This window comes from Bacteroides sp. D22 (assembly GCF_000163675.1).
Lineage (GTDB): Bacteria > Bacteroidota > Bacteroidia > Bacteroidales > Bacteroidaceae > Bacteroides > Bacteroides xylanisolvens.
Map to the genome: position 1 here is coordinate 48,302 of NZ_GG774797.1, position 16,485 is coordinate 64,786.

General features: G+C 44.1%; 10 protein-coding genes and 1 pseudogene. 10 read left to right on the top strand and 1 reads right to left on the bottom strand.

The window, feature by feature from the left end; genetic code table 11:
* A pseudogene (locus HMPREF0106_RS25625) lies at positions 1-188 on the bottom strand (hypothetical protein); the annotation flags it as partial.
* 576 nt (positions 189-764) lie between these two features.
* Here HMPREF0106_RS25625 and HMPREF0106_RS21195 point away from each other — a divergent pair.
* The 10 genes from HMPREF0106_RS21195 (at position 765) to rpsB (ending at position 16,476) form a co-directional block, all read left to right on the top strand.
* Positions 765-3,368: a DUF4962 domain-containing protein gene (locus HMPREF0106_RS21195; RefSeq protein WP_009038976.1), complete on the top strand. Its 2,604-nt coding sequence runs from the start codon at positions 765-767 to the stop codon at positions 3,366-3,368.
* 26 nt (positions 3,369-3,394) lie between these two features.
* Positions 3,395-4,132, top strand: a complete 738-nt coding sequence (locus HMPREF0106_RS21190; RefSeq protein ID WP_009038977.1) for a DUF3575 domain-containing protein — start codon at positions 3,395-3,397, stop codon at positions 4,130-4,132.
* Positions 4,133-4,169: 37 nt separating this feature from the next.
* Positions 4,170-5,183 (top strand): DUF6562 domain-containing protein, encoded by a 1,014-nt coding sequence (locus HMPREF0106_RS21185; protein WP_008641870.1) that lies wholly within the window; start codon positions 4,170-4,172, stop codon positions 5,181-5,183.
* 48 nt (positions 5,184-5,231) lie between these two features.
* Positions 5,232-6,785, top strand: coding sequence for a hypothetical protein (locus HMPREF0106_RS21180; protein ID WP_009038978.1), 1,554 nt, complete (start codon positions 5,232-5,234; stop codon positions 6,783-6,785).
* Between the two features lie 129 nt (positions 6,786-6,914).
* Entirely contained in the window at positions 6,915-9,461 is a 2,547-nt protein-coding gene (locus HMPREF0106_RS21175; protein ID WP_009038979.1) for a DUF4962 domain-containing protein, read from the top strand.
* Between the two features lie 40 nt (positions 9,462-9,501).
* Positions 9,502-12,744 carry a SusC/RagA family TonB-linked outer membrane protein gene (locus HMPREF0106_RS21170; protein WP_032850998.1) on the top strand — a complete coding sequence of 1,081 codons (3,243 nt, stop codon included), beginning with the start codon at positions 9,502-9,504 and terminating at the stop codon, positions 12,742-12,744.
* Between the two features lie 21 nt (positions 12,745-12,765).
* Positions 12,766-14,460, top strand: a complete 1,695-nt coding sequence (locus tag HMPREF0106_RS21165) for a RagB/SusD family nutrient uptake outer membrane protein (RefSeq protein ID WP_009038981.1) — start codon at positions 12,766-12,768, stop codon at positions 14,458-14,460.
* A 203-nt stretch (positions 14,461-14,663) separates the two neighbouring features.
* The gene (gene rplM, locus HMPREF0106_RS21160; RefSeq protein ID WP_004297202.1) at positions 14,664-15,125 is read left to right on the top strand and encodes a 50S ribosomal protein L13; all 462 of its coding nucleotides are present in this window, start codon (positions 14,664-14,666) and stop codon (positions 15,123-15,125) included.
* 6 nt (positions 15,126-15,131) lie between these two features.
* Positions 15,132-15,518, top strand: coding sequence for a 30S ribosomal protein S9 (gene rpsI / locus HMPREF0106_RS21155; protein WP_004297203.1), 387 nt, complete (start codon positions 15,132-15,134; stop codon positions 15,516-15,518).
* Positions 15,519-15,639: 121 nt separating this feature from the next.
* Positions 15,640-16,476: a 30S ribosomal protein S2 gene (rpsB, locus tag HMPREF0106_RS21150; RefSeq protein ID WP_004297204.1), complete on the top strand. Its 837-nt coding sequence runs from the start codon at positions 15,640-15,642 to the stop codon at positions 16,474-16,476.
* Positions 16,477-16,485: the final 9 nt, after the last annotated feature.

The window sequence follows — 16,485 nt, forward strand, 5'->3', positions numbered from 1 at the left end:
GGAGTCAGCTGCATACCGGAAGGGGAAGTGGGGTTAGTTAATTGACACTTGTAATGACGATACCAGCCAAGGAATTTATAATAATCAACGCCAAAACGATGGCAATACTCCAAAAGAGAGACTTGGCAACCACTGTCGGATGACTGATAAGCAGAAAGAATCTCTAAAAAACAATCAGTAGAGTCCATAAGAATAAAATTTTAAGTTCTGTGCAAAGGTAAAACTGACTGATAGGATAAACAAGAGCCATACAATGAGTGCTTACTGCCCTCCTGGAGAATTGGCTTATGCAAGGCTTATACTGTGTTGCAGATACTTTGATCTGCAACCTATCTGCAACAGTATCTGCAACGATACAACTGTTTGTCAACTAGTGTATTACACGCGTTTGGTTGCAGGTGGCAGATGTTTTTATATTTTTTCAACTTTATGGTAGGAGGATTACGCATCAAAATTAGGGTCACCACCGTAAGTCATAAACCAAATTCACCTTTGTGTCCTCCGCGTCCTCTGTGGTGAAAACCTAAACAAGAACTAATAACCTTCATTTTTCTATCAATTCCAGTCATTCCGTTTTGGGGGCTATTTTACCCTTTTACCCTCTTTGTAGCCTCCTGTAACGCTTGTTTTGGACGAATTTTAAGTTGAAATGAACGAAAACAAAGTCCTGTTAGACAGTATCAGAGAAGGAAGAAATGAATTGAAAGTTCCGTTTCGGACGGTTTATCTACATTTGCCTACAGAAAAACCAATCATTTGATATCATGAAAAAAGTATTATTGATTTCATTCGTAATCTTGTCTGTGGCTGCACAGATGACACATGCGCAAAAACAAGCAGTCATCAAGTTGACGGAAACAACGTTGATGCATGAAATGCGTGCCACTCCTTATCCTCTTGATAAAGCGGTGGTAAATGACCGTGCGGTTTCTTTCCAATGGCCGCTCCGTTCGGACATGAACTCGCAGGACAGTCCGTTGGATGGATTCGAACACAAAGTAAAGAAGGTAGATAAAACGAAGATTACCTATCGGTTACGTTATTCGCAGGATGCCGGATTGAAGTCCGGAGTTGTTCAGGTGGAAACTCGTTGGCCGTTCTATAATCCGGAACAACCGCTTGCGCCGGGGGTATGGTACTGGCAGTTCGGTTATGTAGAAAACGGACAAGTGACTTGGGGAAGCACACAGCAAGTCACCGTAGAAGATCGTCCGTGCAAATTCTGTCCGCCTTCATTGAAAACTGTGTTGGCAAAACTACCTGCCGACCATCCGCGTGTGTGGATCATGAAGAACGAATGGAAGGACTTTATAAATCACAGCAAACAAAAGGCAGAAAGACAATGGTATCTTGAGCGTGCAGATCAGGTACTTCAGACTCCAATGAAATCAGTGAAAGATATTAATGTCTCGCAGGTGAAGAATCTGAAGAACGAGATGCAGATAAATTCATACCTCACTCGTGAAAGCCGTCGCATCATCGATGCGGAAGAAGGCAATACCGAAGCATTGATACGGGCCTGGTTGCTGACGCAGGATACTAAATATGCTGACGAAGCCATCAAACGGGTATTTATCATGGCCGACTGGGATAAAGATAAGAATGTGAAAGGAGATTTTAATGCTTCTAGCTTATTGTCTCTCTGCTCTATGGCTTATGATTCTTTCTACGACCGGTTGAATACATCACAAAAGAAAGCATTACTGGAAGCCATCAAAAATAAAGGTGGTGAAATGTATGAGAACTTTAATAACCGGATGGAGAACCACATCGCCGACAATCATGTGTGGCAGATGACACTTCGCATCCTTACAATGGCGGCATTCAGTGTATATGGCGATCTGCCCGAAGCCGATACATGGGTGGATTACTGTTATAACGTATGGTTGGCACGTTTCCCCGGATTGAACAAAGACGGTGGCTGGCACAATGGCGATTCTTACTTTACGGTCAACACCCGTACATTAGTAGAAGTGCCTTACTATTATAGCAAACTGACCGGTTACGACTTCTTTTCCGATCCTTGGTATCAGGGAAATATCATGTATACCATCTTCCAGCAACCTCCTTTTTCCAAATCCGGAGGAAACGGAAGTTCGCATCAGAATGTGGGACGTCCCAACAGCATCCGTATAGGCTATTTGGATGCGCTGGCACGCCTTACCGGAAACACGTATGCCGCTGATTTCGTACGCCGCACATTGAAAGTGGAACCGGATTATATGAAGAAAGCCTTATTGAGTAAGCCCGGTGATCTTGCCTGGTTCCGCCTGCAATGTGATAAACTTCTGCCGGAAGGTGAAGGATTGACAGCACTCCCTGCAGGATACGTCTTCCCCGCAACAGGACTTGCCTCTTTCCAGACGAACTGGGACAGAGTAGGTGGAAATGCGATGTGGAGTTTCCGGTCAAGCCCTTATGGTTCTACCTCTCATGCACTTGCCAATCAGAATGCTTTCAATACGTTCTATGGTGGAAAACCATTATTTTACAGTAGCGGACACCACATTGAGTTTACCGACGTACATAGTATGTTGTGCCATCGTGCCACGCGTGCTCACAATACGATTCTGGTGAACGGTATGGGACAACGTATCGGTACGGAAGGATATGGATGGATTCCCCGTTATTATGCCAGCGAGAAGATCGGGTATGTGCTGGGTGATGCTTCCAATGCTTACGGAAAAGTGATTTCACCGCTTTGGCTGACACGCGGCGAACAGTCGGAGGTGCATTATACGCCCGAAAATGGCTGGGATGAGAACCATGTGAAAACTTTCCGCCGTCATATTGTCAATTTGGGAAAGACAGGACTCATCTTTATCTATGACGAACTCGTGGCAGACGAACCTGTAAACTGGAGTTTTTTGCTGCATACCACAGAAAATCCCATGACAGTGGATCAATCGAATCATCGCTTCGTGCATATTCAAGCCACGAACCGCGGAGGAGCATCAGACGCTTATCTTTTCTCCACCGGAACATTGCAGACAGATACGACGAGCCGTTTTTTCTATCCGGCAGTCAACTGGCTACGTGCTGATGACAAAGGGGTGTTCAAGAAGTATCCTAATCACTGGCATTTCACCGCTACATCGGAAAAGGCACAAGTATATCGTTTTGCCACTGTCATCAATACACATGCACTGAAATATCCTGCCAAAGATCCCGAAATCTTGTCCGACGGACGTATCAAAGTGGGCGGATGGCTGATCAGTGTTAACCTGAAATCCGACGGTGCTCCTTCATTCTTTATCCGCAGCACTCAAGAGAAGGTGAATATCACTTATAAAGGTGAAGCTACTGTCATCAATGAGGATGGGTACGAAACGGTAATGAGGGATACAGTGCCCGAACTGGAAATCTGATCAATGAACATGAAAGATACGAATATATGAGACACTCTACTTTTAATATGAGAACTATATGTCTGTTGGCTGCATTATCGGGCATAACCGTCTTGTCGGCACAGACTCCCGGTAAGCCCCGTGTACAGACTTCGGCAGCTCCGGAGGAAACTACGGTCTACAAGCCCGGCGGGAAAAAGCAGGAAACAGCAGTTGCGACTTCTTCAAAAAAGGAGGAGGATAAACGCCAATCCGGCAAAGAGAATACAGGAAAGAAAGCGACTGCCTTTGATGGTCAACGCTATCTGGCATTGAAAACGAATGTAATATATGATGCTTGTGCTTTGCTGAACCTTGCCGTGGAAATGCAGGTGCATAAAAAGATCACGGTAGAGTTGCCGTTGACTTGCAGTTTGTGGGACTTGGGGGATAAGCACGGCGTGCGTACGGTAGCATTGCAACCTGAAGCCCGCTGGTGGATAGGAAATGAAACAGGACGGGGACACTTTGTCGGACTACACGCCCACGTGGCATGGTTTAACGTAAAGTGGAACGATGACCGTTATCAAGATACTGATCGTCCGCTGTTGGGAGCCGGAATAAGCTACGGTTACAAACTCCCTCTTTCCAAACACTGGGGAGCGGAATTTAATCTGGGAGTGGGATATGCCAACATGAAGTATAACACCTATTATAATGTAGACAACGGCGCACAGCTGGATACGCGTGTCCGTCATTACTGGGGGATAACCCGTGTGGGAGCATCGTTGGTCTACCGCTTCTAACCTTAGATAGGAACATACATATAAATAAGATAACAATATGAGAAGAAATTTATATATACTGGCACAGTGCACTTTCTTGTTGTTCATCACCTTGCTGGTGAATGGATGCAGCCTGCACGAAGAACCGGAAATGACTCCCGAAGGAGAACTGGGAGTGGACCCGACAGCTGTAACACTCAACCTTAATCTGGCAATGAATCTAAGTTTGGCAGAAAGAGCACCGGTGACCATCACCCGTGCGTCGGAAACCAACTATCTGCGTCGTTTCATCGTAGAAGCCTATCTGGATAGACAGGTGGCGGCACGGCAAACGGTATATGAAGAGGATTTTAACCGTGCCAGTCTGTCTGTTAGTATGAAGCTGCACGCCCGTAATTACCGCATCCTGGTGTGGGCCGATTATGTGAATGCGGAGACACCGGAACAGGGACTTATCTACGATGCCAAGAATCTGGCTTTTATCCTTCCTGCCGGAAAGTATATAGGGAATAGCCGATATAAAGATGTTTTTGCAGCTTCTGCTGTGGCAGACCTGACTTCTTTCCGCAATCATTGGGGAGCTGAAACAAGTCTTGACGTTGAACTGTATCGCCCCGTAGCACGCTATGAACTGGTGGCTAAAGATGTAGCGACGTTTCTCAATAAACTGTCCACAGGCGGACTGAAAGGTGAAAGTTTTACCGCTCGTGTGAAGTACAGTGATTATTTGCCTACCGGCTACAATTTGTGGGATGATGTACCCAAGAACTCGCTCATGTACATGGAATATAAAGTGGCCTTTGAACGCCCTGCCGATGGTACGAAAGAACTGATACTGGGATTCGACTATGTGTTGACCGATGCCGGAGAAACCGTTTCCATTCCTGTAGAGCTCGAAATCTTGAATGAGAAGAATGAAGTGCTGGCACGTACTGCTGCTTTCCGTATTCCTTGTGAACGGGGCAAAAACACAACGGTACGCGGTAACTTCCTGACTTCCGATGCCAATGGAGGAATAGGGATCGATCCCGATTATGACGGTGATCTGGAGGTAGACCTTGGAGAATTATAAAATAGACAAATCAATTAAGAATTGCTTAACCATAAAACAATTAAGATCATGAAAAAGAACTTATTTTATTCGCTAATGGCTTTGTTCGTAGTGCTTTTTGCATCCTGTGGACAAGAAGAAATCGTTTCGGACAACGGAACAGAAATCAATGCTCCTGTTACTATCTCTGTACAGGCTCCTGTAAATAACGTCTTTAGCCGTGCGGTTACCATTCCTGACGGTTATACGATGCAATGTATCATGCAATTACTGAATGCTGATGGCAATAAGATAGGCGATCAGGTAACTAAACCGGTTACAGACGGTAAGGTATCTTTCACTATTTCTGTAGATGAACAAAAAGAAGTGTCGAAAGCATTGTTTTGGGCTGAATATGTACCGGAAAGCGGTGCCGCTAATAAAGTATATAACACTGCTGATTTGAGAGTAGTAGGATATAATACTGCATCATTCGATCTGACTAATGATGCGTTGATGGCAGCCAGCGACGCTTTCTGCGGAAAATTGGAAACGATTGGTAATGCCAGTGTGACATTGAAGCGGCCGTTTGCTAATGTGAGCGTAAAACCGAAGAATCCGGAAGTAGCTGCGGCAGCTAATAAACTGGAAATAAAATATAACGCTTTGAGCGGATATGATATTTTAGAGGGTAAATGTTCTGCTACGACTCCTGTGACTTATACAAATGCAAATTTTGCTTCTGCGGATGGCAATTGGTTCGCTAATTTCTTTTTTGCTCCTTCAAATGTAGGTAAATTTACAGAAGAAATAACCATGGCATTGAGTGGCGGATATAGTAAAGAGATTAAAATACCGGCAAATACATTACCTTTGGACGCTAATATGCAGATTATGGCTAAATTTGAAATCGGAGATGGCAACTTTGACATTGAAGTAGGAGTGGATCCGGATTATGAAGCATTGGAAATGAAAGTTGGTAGCTATATCAATGCTGAAGGTAAAGTGGTACGTGATGCAGCAGATGCTGTCGGTATTGTTTTCAAAATGGAGGCTATCGGTAGTGATGTGCCGGCTAATTATCCTGTAGCACTTCAGGGCAAGACAATTGCCGGATATGCGGTAGCGATTGAGAATGTAGCGACTGGTCGTCAGGTTCTTAATAATGCCGCAATGAGCTCTTTAGTTACAACAGATGCAACTGTAACTAATGGAACACAGGCTACAGATGCTTTACTTACAGGTATTGGAGAAGTTGCATTTATGACAACTTATAATAGCTGGGTGAATGAACATCCGCTTGATGGTGAAAGTTTGAGTTCATGGTATATTCCTACAGTGGATCAATTAGGTGAATTCATGGGAATGTTATTTAAAATAGGAGAGGTAGAGCCCACTGGTGGACAAGCTTTCAGAGAAATGCCGGAATTTGCATTTGAAAATGGTGTAATGTTTGACCGGGATCCTATTGAGTCCGTATATTATGCCTCTTGTACGGTTAATGGAAGTAAAGATATTTCCGGTGTAATCATTAATGTGGATAAAACAACTAAGCAGGTGCTGGATGCAAAAGCAAGTAGTCTGAAAGTTACTGGTAGTTCGCAGAAAGCTCTTTGCCGCCCAATGATTACAATCTTTAAATAGTCACTGAATAATCGACCTTACTCAATAGAAGTTCAAGGAAAGTGGGAACCCCCGTCCCGCTTTACCTTCTTCTTACATTGAAACTTTTGAAAATAGCCCTCTAATCTTATACCTAGAAAAGAAAATAATATGCACACCACATTTCGCCTATCGGTTTTTCTTTTGTTCATGGTACAGTTGTTCTGTAGCTGTACATCTGACTCGCTGCCCGAACCGGACAGTACGCAGCCAGAGATGCCTGCCGGAATTCCCGATGCCTATCAGGATAAGATACGGACGCAACCTTATCCCAAAGCAGATAATGAATTGTATCTGAATCCTGCTCCTCTTATTGTTCCTCAAGCCATGAAGACGGGCGAAAGACTGCAATTTTCCCTTTCACGTACTGAAGATTTCAGCAGTTCCGAAACGCTACTTTCCGAACCGCAGGAATGGTGTATGTATAATCTTCATCGTCGTTTGGAGGTCGGCACATGGTATTGGCGCTTTCGTTCCACCAATCTTAATGGAACTACGCCCGGTGAATGGAGTGCTATCTATCGTTTCGAATTAAAGAATGATACACCGGAATTTGTAACACCTCCTTTTCAGACATTCTTAGCAAATGCTCCCCGTCTGCATCCTCGTATTTACTGTTTTTTAGACGACCGTATCGGAGAGGCTCGTAACCGTGTCACTTCACACCCTGAATATGCAGAACTACAAAGTCGTGCTTCACAGGCATTGAAAGCCGAATACACCGGAATGACTGATTTATATAGCCGTGCAGAAGAGCTCCGGCAACATGCCACTTATCTTTATCAGGCTTATCACCTGACCCAAAAAGAAATTTATGCCGAAAAGTTGCGTCAGCTTCTCGAAGCGTTGATTGCCGCTCCCCCAGCTGATGGACAACTTTTTGCATCCAACTTTACTGCCAGCAACATCGCATGGTGTCTTGTTGCAGCCTACGATCTGCTTTATAATAACTTGTCTGCTTCCGATCGTACTGCTGCCGAAGAACTGATGATGCGTGTGGCACGTTACTATTACAAGGTAAATTGCGGTTTTCAGGAAAACCATCTCTTTGATAATCATTTTTGGCAGCAGAATATGCGTGTCCTCTTTCAAGTGGCTTTGTCGCTTTACGACAAACCGGCCTATTCTTCCGAAGTGCTGCCCATGATGGAGTATTATTATGAATTGTGGACAGCCCGTGCTCCTGCTTCCGGTTTCAATCGCGACGGTATATGGCACAATGGTATCGGTTATTTCAGTGCCAATATATTGACTTTGGCGTATATGCCGTCTCTTCTTTCATTTATCAGTCGGTACGATTTTCTATCACATCCGTGGTATCAGAATGCCGGACGTTCGTTGGTTTATACTTGCCCGCCGGGATCGAAAAGCAACGGCTTTGGTGACAGTAGTGAAAAGGGGAGTGAACCCAACCGTCTGATTGCCGCCTTTGCTGACTATCTGGCATGTGAAACGGGTAATTCCTATGCCGGATGGTATGCCGGAGAATGTCAGGACCTGTTGCGTCGGGATTATGAATTGCGTCTTTACCGGATGTGCACCGAGCAGGATTACAATACAGCTTTTCCTGCCGAGGCTGATAAAATGGTATGGTATAAAGACGCTGGTGAAGTAGCCATGCACAGTGCCCCGGAAGATACGGGAAAGGATCTTGCGCTCTCGTTCCGTTCCAGTACATTCGGGTCCGGCAGTCACACTACTGCCAGCCAGAATGCTTTTAACCTGTTGTATAAGGGTGTCGATGTGTATCGCAGTACGGGCTATTATCAGAATTTCAGCGATGCTCATAATCTGATGTCCTATCGCCATACGCAGGCGCATAATTCACTATTGGTAAACGGTATCGGACAACCTTATTCTACCGAAGGTTATGGCAGTGTGATGCGTGCTATGGGCGGACAGCATATCAGTTACTGTTTGGGAGATGCTTCACATGCTTACAGAGGGATCAGCAATGACCCGATGTGGGTTGGCTACTTCAAGCAGGCAGGTATTGAGCAGACACCGGAAAATGGATTCGGTGCCACCCCGTTGACTAAATACCGCCGACATGTGTTGATGCTTCATCCTCATACGGTGATTGTGTATGATGAACTGGAAGCATCGGAGGCTGTCCGCTGGGAGTGGCTGTTGCATAGTCCTACGGAATTTAAGATGGATGCGACAAAGAAAACGTTGTCTACAAATAATAAAACCAAAGGATGGATGGCTGTGACGCAGCTTTTTGGAGGACATGTTTTTACGCTGTCCCAAACGGACCGTTTTGTAGTGCCGCCCGCCATCACCGGAGCGGAGTATCCCAACCAGTGGCATTTGACTGCACGGGTTGACGGTTGTTCTGCCACCCGTTTCCTGGCTATTATCCAGGTAGGAGATGAGGCTGTCCCTATTATCAACCGTGACGGTGATACCTTTAACGTAGGCGACTGGACGATCAAAGCGGTTTTGGATGCTTCCAAAGCACCCGAACTTGCAGTGAGTCATCGCACCGAACAGGCGGTATTTAGTTATGGAACAGACAATCCTGCGTTGAATGGCAATTTTTACTCTCGACAATATACGGGTTCCTCGTTGCTTTACGATGAGATAGACGGGGCTTATCGGGTGGTTGAAATGACCGACCGGAGTCCTATATCTACCCGGGTAGTAAATCAATGATAAACAATGAAACATAGTGAATATAAATAACAAACAGAATATGATGAAAAGTAGAATTATTTGCATTTTGTTGCTTCTTGTCGGTGCATCCGGCATTTATGCCCAGAGTTTGACCGTTACCGGTAAGGTGGTGGACAACGAAGGCTTGGAAGTGATTGGAGGAAATGTAACCGTGAAAGGAAAACAAAACACGGGTACCATTACCGATATCAATGGTAAATACACCATTACCGATATCAATGGTAAATACACCATTACCGTTAGTGATCCGCAGAAAGATGTCTTGGTTTTCTCTTTTATCGGATTGGAAAATATGGAAGTACCCGTGAAAGGAAGAAAACAGATTGATGTGACCATGAAGGCTGCGTCGGTATTGTTGGATGAGGTGGTAGCTATCGGTTATGCAACAGTAAAGCGTAAAGACCTGACCGGTTCCGTGGCTTCTGTGAGAAGCGACGATTTGCTCAAAGTTCCTTCGTCTGATGTAACCCAGGCTTTAGCGGGACGTATGGCGGGTGTGCAGATTATACAAACAGACGGTCAGCCCGGTGCTACGATGTCAGTGCGTGTTCGTGGCGGTATATCAATTACGCAAAGCAACGAACCGCTTTATATTATCGACGGATTTCCGACGGAAGATGGCATGGCCAGCCTTGATCCTGCCGATATTGAAAGTATCGACGTGTTGAAAGATGCTTCGGCAACAGCCATCTACGGCGCCCGGGGAGCGAATGGCGTAGTGGTAATCACCACCAAAAGCGGTGCGAAAAGTGAAGGGAAAGCGACTCTTACTTTCGATTCTTATGTAGGTGTGCGTACGCTTGCCAAGCGGTTGGATGTATTAAGTGTAGAGGAATTTGTGTTGGCGGATTATGAAAGAACATTAGGAGATGCTACTGATCCCGAGGAAAGTATGCGGTCATGGCAAAACCGTTATGGTGGTTTTGTCGATCTTCATGAAAACTATGGTAATCGTAAAGGTATCGACTGGCTGGACCGTACGATGGGACGCACTACCGTTACGCAAAATTACCGGGTAGGTGTCAACGGTGGCAATGATAAGTTGAACTACAATATGTCTTATGGTTACTTCAAGGATGAAGGTGCGATGGTATATAGCGGCAGCGACAAACATAACATTGCGCTTAGCGTGAAAAGCGAAGTGAATAAGCGGCTTTCCGTTACAGGACGTATCAACTTCGATTATCTGAAAGTGTATGGAGCAGGTGTTGCCGGAAACGGTACGAATGAAGGCGGAAGTAATGTAGATGCAAAGTTTAATAAAATGGTTCAGATTTTGCAATACCGTCCTACCATTGGTATACGTGGTAATGACTCGGATTTGTTGGCAGGAGAAGACCCTGTATTAAGCGATGCAGACGGAAACGTGATGCAGAATCCGTTGATTGCCGCCGCTGAAGAAAAAGATAATAAGGAAACACGTACTTTGCAAGCCAATGGCGGACTGACTTTCAAAATCATCAAAGGATTGACTTTCCGCAACAATACGGGTATGCGTTATCAGCTTTACCGCCGGGAGCTTTTCTATGGCGACCAATCTATTATGGGAAGACGCAGCGGTATTTACGGCTCTATCAGGAATACGGAGACCGGAAGTTTTCAGACCTCTAACGTCTTGACTTATGATAAACGTTTTCAGAAGAAGCATAAAGTGGTAGTACAATTGGGACAGGAATTTGTAAAACGCTGGACTCGTGTGCTCGAATCCGGTGTCAGTGGGTTGCCTACCGATGAGTTCATTTTGGGAGATATGAGTCTGGGTACTCCATCCGTTGCTTCGTCCGATGAAAACTATGATGATAATCTGCTCTCTTTCTTCGCTCGTCTCAACTATGACTTTACCGATAAGTATTTGTTTTCCGCAACTTTCCGTGCGGATGGCTCTTCTAAATTCGGTAAGAATAATAAATGGGGATATTTTCCTGCCGTATCAGCAGCATGGCGTGTGGGTGAAGAGGATTTTATAAAGAAACTGAATGTTTTCTCCGACTTGAAATTCCGTATCGGATACGGTTTGGCGGGTAACAACAGAATCGGTAGTTATAACAGCCTTGCTTTGATGTCTTCCATCATCACAGCTATGGGAGATCAGCTTACTCCCGGTTATGCTTCCAAGCAGATACCGAATCCCGATCTGAAGTGGGAAGCGAACAAGACTTTTAATATGGGGGTCGATTTAGGATTTCTGAATCAACGTATTACCATTTCACCCGAATTCTATATAAATAGGAGTAGTAACTTGCTGCTTAACGCCCAGTTGCCTTATTCTTCCGGTTATCAGAGTATGTTGATTAATGCCGGAGAAACGAAGAATGTAGGTGTGGAACTGACTGTGAATACTGTGAATTTCTCTACAAAGAAGTTTAGTTGGAACACTACACTGACGCTGTCGCACAATAAAAATTCAGTGAAAGCATTGACCGGTGAGGCGGTGCAACTCTATGAAGCCAGGTTCGGCTTTAACCAAAACACTCATCGTATTGCTGTCGGAGAACCATTAGGACAGTTCTATGGTTACATCACCGAAGGGCTGTATCAGGTAGATGATTTCAATTATGATGCTTCTACGCAGACCTATACATTGAAAGATGGAGTACCTTATCATGGTGATAAAGGCCGGATTCGTCCGGGTATGTGGAAGTTTAAGAACTTGACCGGAGACGATAATGTGATTGATGAAAATGATAAAACGGTCATTGGTAACGCTCAACCGAAATTCTACGGAGGATTGAATAACTCTTTTACTTACAAAGGATTTGATTTGAGTATATTCCTGACTTTCAGCTATGGCAACGAAGTGCTGAATGCGACCAAACTGGTTACCAGTAAGGTAGGTAGCTTGAACTACAACGCATTGGATGTGATGAATAGCTCTAATCGTTGGATGACCATCAATTCGGATGGACAGAAGGTGACAGATCCCGGAGAACTGGCTGCTCTGAATGCTGGTAAAACCGTAGCCGCTTATCATGATGCTCAACAAGGAGACAATTATATTCATTCATGGGCAGTGGAGGATGCTTCCTATTTGAAACTAAGTAATGTGACTTTGGGATATACATTCCCTAAAAACCTGATTGCAAGGGTAGGATTGAAGAACTTGCGTTTGTATGCCACCGGTAATAATCTCTTGACTTGGACTAAGTATTCAGGTTTCGATCCGGAAGTCTCTACGATGAAAAGCGGTTTGACACCGGGTGTTGACTTTGGGGCATATCCGCTTAGCCGTTCTTTTATTTTTGGTCTCAACGTAGCATTTTAATTCTTTAAATACATAGTAATCATGAAAAAGATACATCTATTATATGCCGTATTCGCCCTATTGGCAACAGGATTTTCCTCTTGTGAGGATTTGCTGACGGAAGAACCTAACTCAAAATATGACCGGGACCGCTATTTCGATTCGGAAGATAAAGCGGAAATGGCAGTGATGGGAATATATAGTTCATTGTCGGACTTTAATCATTATGGTTGGTACGAAATGGCTTCTCCTGCATCAGACGATACCTATTATACGGCCCGTACGCAGTCTGACAATCAGGTTCACGATATTGCACATTATCAGCTAAACTCCACGAATACGTGGATTGAAAGTATTTGGAAACTGAAATATGAGGGAATCGACCGGGCTAACCTCACCATTGACGGAATTTGTGGCATGACAGGATACGCAGAAAATACCCGTCTGAAAGCATTGGAAGCGGAAGCTCGCTTTCTGCGTGCTTTCCTCGCATTTGATTTGGTGAGATATTGGGGAGATGTGCCTTTCAAAACATCTTATTCATCATCCTACGAATCTGCTTTTGGTGAACGTGTGGACAGGGATGTGATTTATGACGAGATTATATCCGACCTTACTTTCGCTAAGAACAATCTGGATTGGGCAACAGCTTCTTCCAGTCCCGAACGGGTGACACAGGGAGCTGCCCGTGCATTGCTGATGCGTGTATATTTGCAGCGTGCAGGATACAGCCTTCAGTCGAATGGACAGTTGAAACGTCCGGAGGAAAGTAAGCGGATGGAATCTTTCGATGCAGTGATAAAAGAGTGGGAGGCTTTTGAAAAGAAAGGATACCATGATTTTTATGACGGTGGTTATGAGGCACTCTTTAAAAGCTACTCGCAAGGGGTACTGAATAATAAGGAGAGCCTTTGGGAGATTGCTTTCTATCATTCGCAAGGACGTCGTAACGGTGGAGCATGGGGAATTTATAATGGTCCGCAGGTGGCGGAACCTACCGGAGTTTCTGCATCTGAATCAAATCAGTATATGGGACGTGCCAACGGTTTCTTTATAGTAGTCCCCGAATGGCGTAACTTCTTCGAAGCGAGCGATAAACGTCGTGATGTCGCTATTTGCACCTATCGTTATACCTGGAATGGTACTAAAAAAGAGCATGTAAAAGAAGAAAGAAGTGCAGGTAGCTGGTATGTGGGAAAATGGCGCCGGGAATGGATGCCGAAAGAGTCATGGAACAAGAATATCAATTATGCGGATGTAAACTATTGTCCTTTGCGTTATGCTGATGTGGTATTGATGGCTGCCGAAGCGTATAATGAAACAGGAACGGACAGACAGAAAGCATGGGATTTGTTGAATAGCGTACGTACACGTGCTGAAGCGACTTCTATTACAGAAGCGAATTATGATGAAATGATGAGCGTACGGAAAAAGACACATAACCTGACTTTCATCGACGACTCTACACCGGAAGGAAAGTTTCGGACGGCTCTCTACTGGGAACGCGGCTTTGAACTGGCTTTTGAAGGACAGCGCAAATATGATCTGATACGTTGGGGAGTGTTGGGAAAGGCTCTGAAACTGTTTGGTGAGATCAGTTCCGTCAATCAGAAAGAGAACAAACCATATCCGGCTTACCGGAATTTTACGGAGGGTAAACATGAACTTTTCCCTATCCCTCTGAAAGAGATACAAAGTAATCCGAAACTCAATGGAATGAATAATAACGGGTATTGAGAAGACTCTCAATAGAATAGGCGACTGGAAAAATATACAAAAATAGTTTGCCAATTCAAAGAAAAGCCGTACTTTTGCAAGCCGATTATTATCACAAAATGATAAGAGATTAATTCATAGCAAGTTAGTATTCCTTTGTCCGGGGAAGACTAATGAGTGGTGAAGAAAATTTTTAGTAGTAACATTTAAAAAACAAAATTAGAGTGGATACTTTAAGTTACAAGACCATTTCTGCAAACAAAGCGACTGTAACCAAAGAATGGGTTATCGTTGACGCTACAGACCAGACTTTAGGTCGTCTGGGAGCAAAAGTTGCAAAATTGCTGAGAGGAAAGTACAAACCAAACTTTACTCCTCACGTAGACTGCGGTGATAACGTTATCATCATCAATGCAGACAAAGTAAAACTGACTGGTAACAAATGGAATGACAGAGTTTATTTGTCATATACAGGTTATCCTGGTGGTCAGAGAGAAATGACTCCTGCCCGTTTGATTACAAAACCGAACGGTGAAGAGAGATTACTGAAAAAAGTAGTGAAGGGCATGCTTCCTAAGAATATCCTGGGAGCTAAATTGCTGAATAACTTGTATGTTTACGCTGGTAGCGAACACAAACAAGCTGCTCAGAACCCGAAAATGATTGATATTAATTCATATAAATAAGATATAATGGAAGTAGTAAATGCATTAGGCAGACGTAAACGTGCTATTGCACGCATATTCGTAAGCGAAGGTACAGGAAAGATTACTATTAACAAGAGAGACCTTGCAGAGTACTTTCCATCAACTATTCTTCAGTATGTTGTAAAACAACCATTGAACAAGCTGGGTGCTGCTGAGAAGTATGACATCAAGGTGAACTTGTGTGGTGGTGGTTTCACTGGTCAGTCTCAGGCATTGCGTTTGGCAATCGCTCGTGCACTGGTTAAGATGAACGCTGAAGATAAAGCCGCTCTTCGTGCAGAAGGCTTCATGACTCGTGACCCTCGTTCTGTTGAACGTAAGAAACCGGGACAGCCGAAAGCTCGTAGAAGATTCCAGTTCAGCAAGCGTTAATGTGCTGCCTGATAGAGGAATATGTTTAGTATCTAAACTACTGGGACTCTGCTCATAGACTACCCAGCGGTTGGTTTAGAAAAAACAAAAAAGAAAGTAAACGATTTAAAGAAAAAACAAGATGTCAAGAACAAATTTTGATACATTATTGGAGGCTGGTTGCCACTTCGGACACCTTAAGAGAAAGTGGAACCCTGCAATGGCTCCTTATATTTTCATGGAACGCAATGGTATTCATATCATTGACCTCCACAAAACAGTTGCAAAAGTAGACGAAGCTGCTGAAGCTTTGAAACAGATTGCCAAATCTGGCAAGAAAGTTCTTTTTGTTGCTACTAAAAAACAAGCTAAACAAGTTGTAGCTGAGAAAGCTCAATCTGTTAATATGCCTTATGTAATCGAACGCTGGCCGGGTGGTATGTTGACTAACTTCCCGACTATCCGTAAGGCTGTGAAGAAAATGGCTACTATCGATAAATTGACTAACGATGGTACTTACTCTAACCTTTCTAAGAGAGAAGTTCTTCAGATTTCTCGTCAACGTGCAAAATTGGACAAGACTTTGGGATCTATCGCTGACCTGACTCGTCTGCCGTCTGCATTGTTCGTTATCGACGTAATGAAAGAAAACATCGCAGTTCGCGAAGCTAACCGTCTGGGGATCCCTGTATTTGGTATCGTTGATACTAACTCTGATCCTTCAAACGTAGATTTCGTAATTCCTGCTAACGATGACGCTACTAAATCTGTAGAAGTTATCTTGGATGCTTGCTGCGCTGCAATGATCGAAGGTTTGGAAGAAAGAAAAGCTGAAAAGATCGATATGGAAGCTGCTGGTGAAGCTCCTGCTAACAAAGGCAAGAAGAAATCAGTGAAAGCTAGACTCGACAAGTCTGACGAAGAAGCTATTAACGCAGCTAAAGCTGCTGCTTTCATCAAGGAAGACGAAGAGGCTTAATATATAAAA